We start from the raw sequence: 14,535 nt of genomic DNA on the forward strand, positions 1-14,535 counted from the left end.
TTTTTCCTCCCACCATGTAAAAAATATTTTAAATTTCACTATGAATTACTAGTATCCATCCTAGCTTTTTTAACTTCTAAATGATGCTGAGGTTCCCTTATAAACATCGTAAGAATAAAACCGATTATCGGCAGTAAAACCAGTATATCGAAAACTAAGGTAATTCCCCAATGATCTGCAGCCCATCCCAACCCCAAAACCCCCATAGTACCTAGTCCAACGCTAAATCCAAGAGTAAAACCGGATGCTAGCCCTACATTTTGAGGCATCATTCTTTGCGTCAGTACTAAACTACTGGTCGCAGTTGCCGACAACAAAATACCTATAAGAGCTAAAATAACAAAAATCAATATGCCGTTAGCCGATAAAAACCAGTACATTAATAAAGCAATGGGCAGGATGGAATACATCATAACTAACTTACTGCCATATCTGTCACTCAATATACCTCCGAACATAGTCCCTACCGCACCTGCCGCTAAATATACAGTAAGCAGAGAACTTGCATAGATCTCACTTCCTCCTAAATGGGAAACATAGTATAAAGGTACAAATGTACTAATCCCTGATGTAACAGTGGCACGGGTCAGAATCATCCCCAGCAAAGCAAATAGTGGCCAGTTAACACAATCTTTAAGTGTTCCCAAACTTCCTTTCCCTTTGACTTCGGGACATGGTATTTTATTAATTTCATAAAATAAGGCAACACCAATTAAAATGCTCGGCAGCGTATAAATAAGAATTAGAGGACTTTGCCCTCCTAATAGCAACACCGCCAGAAGCATAGATCCCAATGCCACACCAGCATAACCGCCTAAGGAAAAAATGCTAACTGCTTTACCTTTTTCGCGCCCACCAATAAAATTTACGGTTTTCGCAGCTTCAGGATGAAAGGCTGAATTCCCTAAACCACTGATCGCCGTACACACCATAACTAAAAGATAATTAGGAACTAGTAAAGAAGCAGCCATAAATATCCCCGTAATCATACAGCCTACAGGCATTAGCCAAAGACGGTGCTTTTGATCGCTTATATATCCAAACAAGGGTTGACTGACCGAGGATGCTAAATTTTGTGTCAATACAATAGCACTTACTTCGGCATAAGACAAAGCAAATTTGGCTTTCAAGAAGGGTAGCGCTACATAAAGTGCTCCCGGCGATAAATCGGCAACCAAATGACCAAGTGCGATAAGCCAAATTGTTTTGGGAACATTCTTAAATAGATTCAACAATTATATCACCCACTAATACCTAAAAATAATTTGATAATCCATTTTCTTATCATTTTAATCAATATATATAATATAAACTACTTGGAAAATAGTATCCTTATTCCTTTTATTTACCATCAAAATATAAAAATCCTGCAAGGCAAAGTGTTTTGCAGGAGCTTGTTGTTTGTACAAGATTCATTCACTCACCTAGAATGTGAACTGTTACTCAGCAATATGGTACTGAAATGCGGCCCCCAAAAAACAAAATCCAACATACGTTTATCAGTTTTTAAATATGACACTCGTATAGCCGCATGGGCATCCTTTGCAGTGAATTTTGCCCCCCATACTGTGCAATATTTTCATGCTCCGGCTTTGTCTGCCATTCTACATCTGGTACAAGTATGCCATGAACAGTTACCCACTCTTCAATTTCTGGTTGCTGACCATTGGTTGAACCGATTAAAATATAACGAACCTGTCCACTAGCAACCAACTCTTCAAGTTTTTCCGCATTCAATATCTTTTCTGAGCCCATAAATCCACCATAAGTGATTACGGGTTGCCCCATGTCAAGTATGATTGGTGATGCAATATTCGCATTCGGCACAGCCACAACATATTTTTCCCCACTTCTATGTGAAGCAAGGAAATTCTCTAACTTACCCGTGTCAACGTTAAACCTGCCTGATAAATTCAGCATGCTTCCCGGTACATTCGATTGTCTCAACTGAGTATTCAGATCAGGGCCTGCATAAGGGAAAGCTGCATTTCCCGAACCATATAAAACTGGTGTAATCGACCAGGCAAATGGCGCAATTAATAGGCTAACAATCCCTGCAACAACAATCGTATGATGATACTTGTTTTGCCCGTATATTCTGTTTTGCCAGCCCCATAGTAAAACCACTAAAAATCCTGCCCCTATGACCAATGGCAGCATCCAGGAACGCCATTCATTATATCCTACAATAATTGATGCTTGAACTCCGATAGTCACAAACATTGCAACGGGTAAAAGATAACGTCTTTTTCCTTCACTTGTAGACCAATTCACCAGCGTTATATAGCTAATACCGACTAAAGCAGCAATCGCAGGTGCCATCATAACCAAATAATATCGATGTGCTCCTTGGGCAATACTGAAGAAGACCATTTCAGGCAGAAGCCAACAACCCCAAAAGAGCAGTTTTATTCTACTTTTTTCAGATAATGCTTGTCGTCGAAATTGGTAGAGTGCAATGACTATCCCCATTAGCGCGAATGGTAATAACCAGCTGATCTGGCCACCCAATTGATGATTAAAGAGCCTGAACGGGCCGGGTAATCCGGTTTCACCACCTAGCTGCCTCGTATTACCTGCAGAAAATCCAGAACCAGTAGCAGTTGTTATGTTGGGCACATTAACTCCTGAAGGCGAACTATCCTGTGGCCGCGGGCTGACTGGATTTCGTGTCTGCCCTTGTCTTCCTGGTATCTTAATTCCATATCCTAGAAAATGTCCAAGACCATTATACCCAGTGGCAAGTTCGAGCTCCGAGTTAGTTTCGCTACTACCAACATAAGGCCGGTCTTCCGGGGGAATACGATCCACTGCCACAAACCATAGCAAGGAGCTAGCTATCAAAATTAATGTAGCAGTCAGAAGGTGGAGCACTTTTGTTTTAAATCTCCTATTTTGGGCAAGTAAATAGGTAATATAGAAAGTTGGCAAAATCATGAAAGCCTCCAGACTTTTTATATTAAAGCCAACCCCAATTAGAAAAAAAGCGAGTAATAATTTTTTTAAGCTCAATTCTTCAGCCGCTTGTAAAAACACGAGTACTGCGAATAAGAGTGTCATAACCAACAGTACATCAATCGTATTGTTGCGACTTGCAGCAACAAAAATTGGAGTAAGAGCTAATACAATTGCTGCTATTAGGCCCGCTCCTTCTCCATGGTATCGCTTGACAAGAACATATATTAAATATACAGATATTACGCCACCCAATGCTTGTGGAAGGATTATACTCCATCCATGAAACCCAAAAATCTTCGCACTTAGCGTCTGTAACCAAAATCCAAGAGGTGGTTTATCGATAGTAATAAATCCACCCGGGTCAAAAGAAACAAAGAAAAAGTTATGCCAGCTCATCAGCATGCTTTTAACCCCTGCAGCATAATAAAGATTGGCCATCCCTTCCTGTCGCAAATTAACAAAATGTAGAAGAAGCGATACTACTAATACGAGTACTATTCCTATTCGTTGCAAGACTTTAACCTCCATAAATTAGGTATTAAGACTATATCCTTCTCGATATTGCTCCTGCTCTTTAATTTCTATTGTAATTATGTTGACCCAAAATAAATTTTATTATTAAACAAACTCCTGCAGCTTTTTGCAGGAGTTTGTTTAATAGGTTTATTGTCACTTTTCTTTAAATACCAAATTGATCGGTGTCAATCCACTCCATGCTTAGAAGAGACCAAAAATCAGTTGCAAGCTTATTCAAAACATAATCATATGGAAGCCAACCGTAACCTTGTTCACCCCAATTAATTCCCCAGGAATTACGTATGAGTAAAGCTCCAGTCGTTTCTTGATTATATTTTGTATTTTTGATTTTTATAGTATCATCATAACCTACTGCAACAATTGCGTGTCCCCACTGTGCCTGTTCACCTAAACCTGGATAAGGAATTCCACCAGGAATATCCGACTGTGTAAATGAGGAAAATCCATAAAAACCAAACATTGATGGAATACCAGCTACAAGATATTTTTTCACGCTATTTAATACTTCAGCAGATGGCTGATTCATACCTAACGAATCATGGCAAAAATATTGTAATGCCTCATAATTGTCTGCTACTGCATATATAAACGAGGACGGTTCCCTATCAAAATCGGGATCCTTATCAGTATATTCCCAGTAACTTTCCGATGGTACACCACAGGTTACTAGAGCAGCCATAGTATCCCGTAAATAGGCACCTTGATCACCTGTTACCTTTCTTAAATTACGAGCATTCTTATAAATAAAAAGCCGAGAAGCACCGATTTCTTTTGAAAAAGATCTACGCTCAAAATATTCAATGATACCCGCAGCCGCATGGGCAGTACATGAACCTAATTTTCCTTGGTCTTGTATTTTGGAGCACCACTGTCTTAAGTCTACCTTAGTTGGCAGCACAGAACTATCAGATTGTTTTAACTTTTGTATTACTGTCTCAATCTTAGGATGAATCTCTGTATAATCCCGCAAATCAGGTAATGGCGGTAGCCATCCCGTACCCACCAACCGATTGTCAGAAAGCATTACTTGACGGTTCATATTGAAACCTCCTAATTATAATTATTAAATAACCTATAATTATTTTCTCTTTGCATTCTGGTAATCCCTTCTATTTTTTACCATTTTTGTTACAATATTAATAAATAAACATTAACATCCCTTCTCCTTGGTTAACGGTTGATATTATTTTATAACGTCAACAACTAGAAAAGACCATGTTATTTTTGATAACATGGTCTTTCTTATAGTACTCAATATTACTCGGTAATTTCTACCCGATTTCCATCAGGATCTAATATACAACTTTCATAACAACCATCACCTGTTGTCCGTGGTTCACTAACAACTTGGAAGCCTTTATTCCGCAACTGTTCTGTCATTGCATCCACTTTCTCTTTGCTTCCCAATGAAAAAGCAATATGGGCATAGCCAGGATTTTGTCCATCACTATCACTTTTCTCCATTAAAAGTGATGGTTTTTTCATTATTTCAAGTTTCGCCCCAGACTCAAATGCTATAAAATAGGATTCAAAATTTGTCTTAGGATTTACATACTTACTGCTTACTTTTCCACCAAAAAGCTCTTCATAAAACCTTTTCATATTTTCTAACTTACCTGTCCACAAAGCTACATGTTCTATTCTCACAGTACAGTACCTCCATTTATGTTACTCAGCCGTTTTTCTTTCAAAACAGTACCCATATTTCTATCCTATTTACCATTGAAATACAAAACTCCTGCAGGTCTGAGTGCTTTACAGGAGTTCATCTCATTCGCTGATCACTTTCTTTTTGCTATCTACTAGCAAGCATGTAGGATCTCCTAGTATGGCATCCTTAATTTGTTTCTTTTTATCCATGTGGTGGCCACTCGATATATCAATCGAGGTGCTTCCATTTTCCCTAAAATGAAAATCTACATAAAAGTGGGAACCGTCAGCTTCTATTTCTACCCTATGTCGGTATCCCCCTTTATGAATCATATTTGATACGGTGAATTCTTGATAATTTACCGTACAGAATTTTTTAATAGTAGAAACAATTATTTCTCGGTTTAACATTTTTTCTCTACTCACGGTATTACTCCTATCATTCATATGTTCACTATTTTAAACTATTTGTCACACGGCATTTATAATATACTGATCAATTCGCAACGTCAATACCTAGATTCTTCTTTTCATCAGCTCAATTTTTAAAATAAGATCCTACTAGGGCCTGTTTTATTACCATAAGAATGTAAAATTCCTGCAAGGCTAAGCTGCTTTGCAGGAATTTGTGATTATATGTTTTTCGTCAGCTCTTCTTATTCTTACTATCTTTCTTAAATTAATGAACCAATAGTACTTTGAATTTCTTTCACGCATTTTTCAAAAGCGCCGCGTTTGGCTCGCAATTCACTTGTATCTGAGTCATCTTCCTTAGTTACATCCGCCGCTTTTATTATTGATGAATCATTGACTAAAAACGTTTTCACGCTAATAGAGGCTCTTGTCCGTTCCGTCTGAACCCATCCCCCCCAACCACCGCGTCCTTGCTTTGTCTTTTCCACAACAGGACTATTTACAATCAAAAACAAAACTTTGTTATAGCCACTATATTTTACGAAATCGTTTAAATCTTGTTTAGTTAGTTTCTGCTCCTCTAAATAGCCTTTGTCAAGCCAATATGTTTGGTACATACTCTGTATTTCTGTACCGGAAATCACTTTTTTACTTTTCCCTTCGGTATTGAATGTCTCGTCTACATATTTAAAAAAGTCCGGAGTCTTAACGGCTGCATCTCCTACAATGACAACACAAGTATCTTTTGGTGTTGGATTCAAAAGATTTATTTCGGCGAACGCAGGTGTCATGGATAATAGTAAAAAAGCAATTGTCATTAAAGAGCAAATAAATTTCCTCATATTTTGATTCCTCCATTTTTTTCTTTTTAAGTTATATATTGCATATTCGAGTATTAATAATTAATCCCTTCTACTGATTTTGGTCTTTATGGAATAAACTACGAATCGCCAAGAAGCTCTACCCAATCCCAAACTAGTTCATTTCAATAAATTTGCAGTCGTAACCGCCATCAGTGTTAATTATGTAACTATGAAAAACCAGCCGCAGATTATCTTCTACCATCGTCCCTTTGTAATCGATATTACCTTTAGGAAAAGTTAACGAGAATGTGACTTCTCCATTTTTCACTGAATATTTTCCTTTGCCTGACGGTGCTAATGCCAGCGATTTATACACATCTGGCAAACGATCATCTAGCGGACTAAAGTAACTACTTACTGTCCCATCAGGAAAAAACCTATAATAATAGTAGTAATAATGACCCTGACCATGATATGAAACAGCTTGGTATAGTCCATTAAATTTTATTTTCCCTGCATCGACAGCTGGCAGTGCAGGCTGGGAGCCACGCGCCGCAACGGTAGTGTTCTTTTGAGCACCAAGATTCTTTATAAATGTATCTAATAGTTCGGTATCTACAAGCGCCTTAATTTTAACTTTTATCTCCATACCATTGCCTATCTGTGTCCTTTTGGTCTCTAAAACGTTTACTTTAATGGCTCCGGCAGATAAGGCAACTAATTTGTCATCTGTTACTTGAAAATTTTCAACACTGGTAAAGCTTGCAATATACGTTCCAGCCTGTTCTATAGCATTTCTTTTGGCCTTTAGTAAAGCTCTATCCTCAGCTATTGATGGTGTGTCATTATCGCCCATTTGATAAACACCTTCTGCAAAGATTTCTACTGATTGAGCAAACGCGGTTGGTGTTAATGCCAAAACTACTACTACTACTAATGTCATTATCCATGTCCGCTTACAATGAATATTTCCCATAAAACACCGCCTTAAATAAATTCAATGATGATCTTTCCCCTAATCCGCAGGAAAGGCTTTCTTGATTCAATCCTATCTTCTTGTTTGGTAAGACCGCTATCATAATTAGAAGCCATTTCTTGAACAATATTCCATGTTTCTATTCTATTTACCATTAAAATACAAAAATCCTGCAAAACTAGGCTGCTTTGCAGGAGTAATATTTTAGTTTTCATTATCATCTTTATTTTCTTCTAAATCAGGCAGCCGTTTAGCTGCTGGCTGGGGAATAGGGGTAAAATTTTTAGAGGATGAAAAATTAGTCGAGTTTTCTTGGACGGTTTTTTCTACTAATTGAATGGCTAATCTAGATGTAACAGACACAATCATCATAAGAAAGAAAAAATAACTAAAGCTCCAGTTATAGTAAGCTTTTATATCAAAAAACTGAAATGCTGGTGATATACCAAAACTAAATAAGATGGATCCTAATGCCGACCATATAAGATATTTTGACCAGGAAGAGCCATATTGCTGGGCAAACATGAGCAGAATAGGAACAACTGTAAAGTCTATGGGAAAAACTCCTGGAACAATTGGAAATAGCCTTATGTTGTGTTGCCAAAGTCCAATAGAATAACCTGCGATATCTATAAAAACTGCCTGCACAGCTACGAAGGAACCAAAAAGAACAATTTCAAATGTTCTGGCTTTATCTAGTAATTTTAGCCATATTACATATAAGACAAATAAAAAGATAAGCGACCCCCACCATTGATATGAAAAAAGCTCCTCCGTAATATAGCGATTCCATGTTATATTCCAAATTTGAAGTTGAAGCTGATGAAACAGTTCATTAGGATTCATAATACACCTCCAGAAATAGTCTGTGTAAATAATGCCTTAAGCATGCGCTGAGCGTATGAATATAAAATCATCCAGCTCCTAAAAAAATACAAAAAAACCCGCATCTTAGGCGGGTTTAGACTAATGAATGTTGTACTCTCTTTCTATAAAAGCATTATATTCTTCGATTTGTGACCAGACACATCCTTATATAACTCTTACCATCCTTTTCAAAAACTTTCCCTTCTTCATTCATACCAAATTTCTTATAGAAAGATATCTTTTCTGTTCTGGCATGACACCATATACGCTCAATACCTAGATTTACAACCTCCGTTATCACATATTGCAATAACTTCGTTCCATATCCCCCTTTCTGCCTTTTGGTGTCCGTAGCAAACTTTCGAATTTGAGCCTCTTTATCGTTTAAAAATAATGAAATCACGGAAACAAGTTCCTCTTCTATATACAATCCATAGTGAATTCCTTCATGATCATCTTTTAATTTTATATAGTCAATATCCTTATCCGGCCACATGACCTTTTGTCTTAAGTCCCATGTTTGCTGCGCATCTATCCTTTTAATCTCCATCAATTCACCCATCCCAATATTGTGTTTTTCATTAAAACCATCTTTAAGCACCTCAATAAGTGCTCATTTTGATTCGGCGTTTGCCTTATGAAGCTTTTTTATCTCATTTATAAAATTTAAAAGTGCGTTTCCATATTCATCATAGTTGACGTCGCATACTTCTTCCACTAATGCTTAGAAGAGTCACTTAAAACAGCGTTATGAACGAAAATCTTCTCAGTTGCTTAGTTTAGTCTTATATGATTTTAATAAAATGATTATCTTCAATTTTATAGCTAGCATCTGAGAATGCAAAAGTATTAACCTTATCACCAGTAACATACCAATTTGTAATAGTTAAGGTGCCACTATTAGCAATACCATTTCTTTGATAATCAATTACCAGATCATTGCTATTATGCTTAATATTGAATGCGAAATCATCAAGTATAGTATTGAAACATACTTTATCTTGGCTTTCACTACCAATAATAGTGTCCTTGCCAAAGCTTCCATTAAATACAAAGCTATCAGCGCCTGCTCCACCAAAGAGTAAATCGTTACCAGTACCAGATACTAATGTATCATTGCCCGCCGAGCCTACCAAAATGTTACCTTTAAATTTATATTTAGGGTCATCAATAGCAGTCACAATACCTGCCCCTGCACGCACATGATATGTTTCATCATCCAAATACAAACGTCCATTGGTAAATTGAAAGTCAATCTGATCGTTTGTTCTACCGAAACTATCAAAAGCATTTTTGAAGGTTACCGATGCGGTTTTATCCCCTAGATCATCTGTCATGATGATACTATTACCATTTTGCGACCATTTCATATCTGCAAAGCGTATTTCATCAGCAAAGTTAAGCACTACACTGCTATCCTTATCCAGAGCACCATCAAAGTTCACAATATCATTACCGAAGTTTGTGAAATTTCGTTCCCATTTAATTTGGGCATTGCCTTTGACACTATTATTAATAATGAAAGTATCATTTCCTTCATTCCCCATTAGTATGTCATTACCAGCAGACCATATTAAGGTATCGTCCCCTGAACCGCCGCATAATACATCTGAACCCACACCGCCGTCTAAATAATCATTACCGGCACCACCAAATAGTATATCATTGCCTTCGTCACCATAAATTGTATCATTTCCAGCATCACCAGCTAAATAATCATCACCAGCACCGCCATAGATAGTATCGTTGCCTGCACCACCTGATAACATATCCCCGCCCTTGCCGCCAGCAATCGTATCATTACCGTTACCACTAAGCACAAAGGTATCTTTGTCGCCAGTTTTAATAATATCATCACCATCAGTGCCAATTTTTTTTTCTTCAGAGAGGGTTAACTGGGAACCATCCCATACTTTTTTGGGTGCATCATAATCGCGGAAAACCGCTGACCCAAGACCAATCGCACCATCTAGTTTCTTCAAGCCTACAGCAGTACCTGACCATAATGCATCTGATTGATCAGGTTCATGACGATCGAAACGAGTCACATGAATATCACCAATATTAGGAAACAGCCCCAATGGATCCTTTGGCAAATTAGAAGGGGTAGTAATATTTGCAGAATTAATAGGCTTAAATGCAATATATTCTAAATCTTGTAAATCCTCCCGCGCGGTTAGTAAATAAGGAACCTTCATATTAACACCTACATGTCCATCCTTATCTGGATCGCTATTGTAGTTCACAGCACCAACAGGATCGAGTTCGGTAATTAAATTAACAATATTGCTGAAATCTTGCGCTTTGAAAGTGCCAACAATCATTTTCGCTTCGTCAGCCCTTTGTAATGCTGTGCCAAAGTGTAATTTTACTGTTCCACCAGTAGGCAGATGAATTGATTCCCCAGCCAAAAGTTGTTCTTCGGCATAAAGTTTAAGTTGGCGCAACATACCAGGGCCTGCCTGCGCCATAGTTGGCAACGCTTTACCTGTATCGATAAAATACATACCTGACATCATTTGTGCTAAACCACCACCTAATGAATGTCCAGCAACTGAAATCCCATACCCCTTGGAAACGTAATTACTTTCTACATCATCAACTATCTTTTTAAATTCTTTATATCCTTCACGCATTTGTGGTGGAATTATCCCAAGGCCGATCTCTAAGTCAGCAAGACCATCCTTACTGAGCCACAATGGGCTTAATTTGCTATTTGGCTGCGTACCTTCTAAGGTAATAACAACTTCCTTATTAGCTCCATCCACATAGGTACGGCTATTAAAGCCATGAGATGTTTCAATATCCAAATGAGAAACTAATTTCCACTTATCAGTGATATTAGTATTTGTGTCGGTCTTTGCTTTGTAAATCAACCAAGACATATCTCCAAGTGATGCTCCACTATGGTAATGTGTTTCTGTGATTATTTTATCTGGTTGAGCATTAATATTACCTGGTAATTGATCAAATTGGGGAGCTGTTGTACTACTTGGAATTCCATTAAATACATTCAATATATTATCCGCAGTAATTGTTGCAATACCTTGTACAATATTTACAGCGTCACTCACAACATGTGGACCGTTTTGCCCAAAAATAGCATGGCTTGTGTCTTTAATAGCCTCTTTAATTAATTTGGTGGGTCCTTGGTTAATCAAATGTGATACTTGCCCACTGATTGTAGCTTCTAAATCTTTGACAAGAACATCTAAGTCGTTATATACACCATCATTTAATAGTTTATTATCAATATTACTTGAAACTACCATGTTATATTTCCACCTCCTTTTCTTATTGAGTGTACTTCTTGATTTTTCTCCATCTTCACAAGTAAGATCCCCTTTCATCGCTTTATTTTTAAATTAGCCATACTACTCAATTAAAACAAATTATTTAAAGAGTACAGTGCAACAAATGCTTTCAGCTACCCTCTTAACTTTTTAAAACAAAGGCGACCATTCCTAAATTGGAATGGCCGGTTATAATACTAGCTCCAAACAGCCCAAGTATCCAAATAAATGCCATTCTTCATTACTTTGAATATTACATTTACAATCCACTTGAATTACTTCAACTGCTATTACATATAAAATAACTATATGAATTTGTTTTTATGTATTTTTTTGGATATTACGTGCTTATTATATCGTGACTTTCAGTAGCTGACAATATTGTTGTTGCATAATTCAGATTATTTTTTTCTGTTAACTATGTAGCCTATCGCAAGCCCCATTGTGTTGCCAGCAATTCATCATGAGCCCCTTGTTCAATAAATTACTCATAGATCTTATACTCTAATATGATTAGAACATCATACTGTAGAACCGGTGGACAAGCATAATAGTAGCAAACGGAGCTAAATATTAAGAGAGTAAGCCTCTATCCTTATTGACAATGCTATTTGAGACTGCTAAAATAAACCTCATGTTAATAGTCTCGTATAATTTTGGGGATATGGCCCAGAAGTTTCTACCGGCAGCCGTAAATTGCCTGTCTACGAGTGAAAGTGTATCTAGGCTCTACACCATTAGAATTTACTTTAAACTTGTTTATTGGTAAATTTTAGCGGAGTCGTGACCAAGGTGGTACAAGTAGTAATACACTACACCTGCAGGGATAAAAGCCTTGACGGGGAATTTTCGCTCATTTTCTAGAAAGCGAGGTTCCCTGTCAGGGCTTTTTTTATTTTTTCCTATAAGCGAAAAAACGAAGGAGGCTTTATGGATTTATTAAAAAAAAGAATTCAGTCAGACGGCCAAGTTTTAAATGACTCATTACTCAAAGTTGACTCCTTTTTAAACCAGCAGATGGACCCCCAACTTATGCTAAAAATGGGAGAGGAATTCGCTAAACGTTTTCAAGGGGAATCAATTACGAAAATATTGACTATTGAATCCTCCGGCATCGCAGTATCCATAATGACAGGCTTGTTCCTTAATGTACCAGTCGTATTTGCCAGAAAGAAAAAGTCGGTGGTTTCCAATGAGGCCTTATATTGTACCAAAGTCTATTCTTTTACCAAACGCGAAAGCAATGACATTATTGTCTCTAAGAACTTTCTTCAAGAGGACGATAAAGTGCTTATTATCGATGATTTTTTAGCCAACGGGGAAGCTGCCACTGGCTTAGCAACGATTGTTGAGCAGGCAAAGGCAAAGGTAATCGGCATCGGCATTGTGATAGAAAAAGCTTTCCAGCCCGGTGCTCAAAAATTAATGCAAGCTGGATATCGTGTAGAATCTTTAGCTCGAATAGGTTCGTTCTCAAATGGACAAGTTAATTTTTTATAATCATTATTAATAGGAGGTCTATTTATGAAAAACTCCATGGGCAAAACATGTCTGCTCGGCACTCAGCATGTGCTTGCAATGTACGCTGGTGCGATTATCGTTCCCCTTATTGTTGGTGGCGCGCTTAAATTAAACTTTGAACAAATGGGTTATATTATTGCAGCTGATTTACTAACCTCTGGACTGGCTACTCTATTGCAAGCATGGAAAAATCCTTTCTGCGGGATTGGCTTGCCGGTTGTACTCGGATGTACTTTCACAGCAGTCTTTCCAATGATTAGTATTGGAAGCCAGTATGGTATGACAGCAATGTATGGATCTATTATATGCTCTGGTCTTTTCGTAGTACTCATCGCAAATTATTTTTCAAAACTGATTCGTTTCTTCCCACCTGTTGTGACAGGTTCAGTCGTTACGATTATTGGTATCACATTGGTCCCAGTAGCCATTAATAATATGGCTGGCGGTATGGGCAGTCCAGACTTTGGTTCCTTAGCCAATTTTGCTTTAGCCTTTGGCGTGCTATTATTTATTATATTATTAAATCGTTTTACTACAGGATTTATCCGCTCTATCTCCGTTTTGCTAGGATTAGTGGCTGGAACGATTGCATCCGCCTTAATGGGTAACGTTTCTTTCAGCAGTGTTTCCCAGGCATCTTGGTTTAATATGGTAACTCCTTTTTACTTTGGAATGCCAACTTTTGAGGCAAGTGCAGTTCTTACTATGATTGTAGTTGCTATTGTCAGTATGATTGAATCAACGGGAGTTTTCATGGCACTGGGTGAAATTTGTGAAAAAAATATAAGGGAAACCGATTTGACTCGTGGTTATCGAGCCGAGGGCATTGCCGTAATCCTGGGTGGTATTTTTAACTCTTTCCCTTATACAACCTTTTCCCAAAATGTCGGTCTTGTACAACTTTCTCATTCCAAGACTAGCAATATAACAATTGTTGCTGGTTTCATGCTAATCTTCTTAGGACTCATTCCTAAATTTGCAGCGCTAGCTATGATTATTCCAACTTCTGTATTAGGTGGAGCAATGATCGCTATGTTTGGAATCGTTGTCGCCTCGGGAATTAAAATGCTCAGCAAGGTTGATTTCTCCAGCAATGAGAATTTATTAATTATCGCTTGCTCTGTTGCTCTAGGTTTAGGAGTCACTGTCGTCCCTAATCTCTTTGTTAAATTTCCACCATTACTGAAAATGTTTTTTGAAAATGGAATTGTAACAGGTGCACTAACAGCTGTACTTTTAAATATTATCCTGAACATGGGACAAAAAAAAGAGCAGCCTACTTCTTAATTTAAATTTTTATCCGATGACTAAACCGCTCTAAGACTCCCATCTTCATCTCGTTAACAGCCCGTAATATCCTGCCCTCTGGTTAGGATAACAGTCTGTAAAACTCGAAGTAAGTTCGCTCTAAGGATTTTCGAATCCAAGGCTCACTTATATAAGGGGGAGTTAAGAGCGGCTAAGTCCCTGGATAAGTGTGACTAAGATTCAGATGGAGTTAAAACTCCATCTGAAT

13 protein-coding genes and 1 riboswitch are annotated in these 14,535 nt (G+C 37.6%); of the genes, 2 read left to right on the plus strand and 11 right to left on the minus strand.

Features of this window, described 5'->3' with window-relative positions:
* Nucleotides 1-38: 38 nt before the first annotated feature.
* The 11 genes from UFO1_RS18055 to UFO1_RS26135 all read right to left on the minus strand — a co-directional run bounded on the left by UFO1_RS18055 (nt 39) and on the right by UFO1_RS26135 (nt 11,477).
* Nucleotides 39-1,232 (minus strand): MFS transporter, encoded by a 1,194-nt coding sequence (locus UFO1_RS18055; RefSeq protein WP_236639242.1) that lies wholly within the window; start codon nt 1,230-1,232, stop codon nt 39-41.
* 274 nt (nt 1,233-1,506) lie between these two features.
* Nucleotides 1,507-3,471: a glycosyltransferase family 39 protein gene (locus tag UFO1_RS18060; RefSeq protein ID WP_051789001.1), complete on the minus strand. Its 1,965-nt coding sequence runs from the start codon at nt 3,469-3,471 to the stop codon at nt 1,507-1,509.
* Between the two features lie 166 nt (nt 3,472-3,637).
* Nucleotides 3,638-4,534 carry a C1 family peptidase gene (locus UFO1_RS18065; RefSeq protein WP_038673135.1) on the minus strand — a complete coding sequence of 299 codons (897 nt, stop codon included), beginning with the start codon at nt 4,532-4,534 and terminating at the stop codon, nt 3,638-3,640.
* 218 nt (nt 4,535-4,752) lie between these two features.
* The gene (locus UFO1_RS18070) at nt 4,753-5,142 is read right to left on the minus strand and encodes a VOC family protein (protein WP_038673137.1); all 390 of its coding nucleotides are present in this window, start codon (nt 5,140-5,142) and stop codon (nt 4,753-4,755) included.
* 123 nt (nt 5,143-5,265) lie between these two features.
* On the minus strand, nt 5,266-5,571 hold the full coding sequence (locus UFO1_RS18075) for a hypothetical protein (RefSeq protein ID WP_038673139.1): 306 nt from the start codon (nt 5,569-5,571) through the stop codon (nt 5,266-5,268).
* 248 nt (nt 5,572-5,819) lie between these two features.
* A complete protein-coding gene (locus tag UFO1_RS18080; protein WP_038673141.1) occupies nt 5,820-6,401 on the minus strand; it encodes a hypothetical protein in 582 nt (193 codons plus the stop codon).
* Between the two features lie 133 nt (nt 6,402-6,534).
* The gene (locus UFO1_RS18085) at nt 6,535-7,338 is read right to left on the minus strand and encodes a hypothetical protein (RefSeq protein ID WP_038673143.1); all 804 of its coding nucleotides are present in this window, start codon (nt 7,336-7,338) and stop codon (nt 6,535-6,537) included.
* A gap of 11 nt (nt 7,339-7,349) precedes the next feature.
* Nucleotides 7,350-7,559: a hypothetical protein gene (locus UFO1_RS18090; protein ID WP_038673145.1), complete on the minus strand. Its 210-nt coding sequence runs from the start codon at nt 7,557-7,559 to the stop codon at nt 7,350-7,352.
* Nucleotides 7,543-8,184, minus strand: a complete 642-nt coding sequence (locus tag UFO1_RS18095; RefSeq protein ID WP_038673148.1) for a CBO0543 family protein — start codon at nt 8,182-8,184, stop codon at nt 7,543-7,545. Before UFO1_RS18095 ends, UFO1_RS18090 begins: the two co-directional genes overlap by 17 nt.
* Nucleotides 8,185-8,338: 154 nt before the next feature.
* On the minus strand, nt 8,339-8,755 hold the full coding sequence (locus UFO1_RS18100; protein ID WP_038675393.1) for a GNAT family N-acetyltransferase: 417 nt from the start codon (nt 8,753-8,755) through the stop codon (nt 8,339-8,341).
* Between the two features lie 235 nt (nt 8,756-8,990).
* Nucleotides 8,991-11,477, minus strand: a complete 2,487-nt coding sequence (locus UFO1_RS26135; protein ID WP_038673150.1) for a hypothetical protein — start codon at nt 11,475-11,477, stop codon at nt 8,991-8,993.
* 647 nt (nt 11,478-12,124) lie between these two features.
* Nucleotides 12,125-12,225: riboswitch (purine riboswitch) on the plus strand.
* Between the two features lie 203 nt (nt 12,226-12,428).
* On the opposite strand from UFO1_RS26135, the gene UFO1_RS18110 reads away from it, so the two are divergent.
* Together UFO1_RS18110 and UFO1_RS18115 are read left to right on the plus strand one after the other, a co-directional pair.
* Nucleotides 12,429-12,998, plus strand: coding sequence for a xanthine phosphoribosyltransferase (locus UFO1_RS18110; protein ID WP_038673152.1), 570 nt, complete (start codon nt 12,429-12,431; stop codon nt 12,996-12,998).
* A gap of 24 nt (nt 12,999-13,022) precedes the next feature.
* Nucleotides 13,023-14,306 carry a nucleobase:cation symporter-2 family protein gene (locus UFO1_RS18115; RefSeq protein WP_038673156.1) on the plus strand — a complete coding sequence of 428 codons (1,284 nt, stop codon included), beginning with the start codon at nt 13,023-13,025 and terminating at the stop codon, nt 14,304-14,306.
* Nucleotides 14,307-14,535: the final 229 nt, after the last annotated feature.

Source organism: Pelosinus sp. UFO1 (assembly GCF_000725345.1).
Taxonomy (GTDB): Bacteria; Bacillota; Negativicutes; order DSM-13327; family DSM-13327; genus Pelosinus.

Coding starts and splice junctions, on each gene's coding strand:
- UFO1_RS18080 (WP_038673141.1), bottom strand. CDS start 6,401: ATGAGGAAATTTATTTGCTCTTTAATGACAATTGCTTTTTTACTATTA.
- UFO1_RS18085 (WP_038673143.1), bottom strand. CDS start 7,338: ATGGGAAATATTCATTGTAAGCGGACATGGATAATGACATTAGTAGTA.
- UFO1_RS18110 (WP_038673152.1), top strand. CDS start 12,429: ATGGATTTATTAAAAAAAAGAATTCAGTCAGACGGCCAAGTTTTAAAT.
- UFO1_RS18095 (WP_038673148.1), bottom strand. CDS start 8,184: ATGAATCCTAATGAACTGTTTCATCAGCTTCAACTTCAAATTTGGAAT.
- UFO1_RS18065 (WP_038673135.1), bottom strand. CDS start 4,534: ATGAACCGTCAAGTAATGCTTTCTGACAATCGGTTGGTGGGTACGGGA.
- UFO1_RS26135 (WP_038673150.1), bottom strand. CDS start 11,477: ATGGTAGTTTCAAGTAATATTGATAATAAACTATTAAATGATGGTGTA.
- UFO1_RS18115 (WP_038673156.1), top strand. CDS start 13,023: ATGAAAAACTCCATGGGCAAAACATGTCTGCTCGGCACTCAGCATGTG.
- UFO1_RS18100 (WP_038675393.1), bottom strand. CDS start 8,755: ATGGAGATTAAAAGGATAGATGCGCAGCAAACATGGGACTTAAGACAA.
- UFO1_RS18090 (WP_038673145.1), bottom strand. CDS start 7,559: ATGATAATGAAAACTAAAATATTACTCCTGCAAAGCAGCCTAGTTTTG.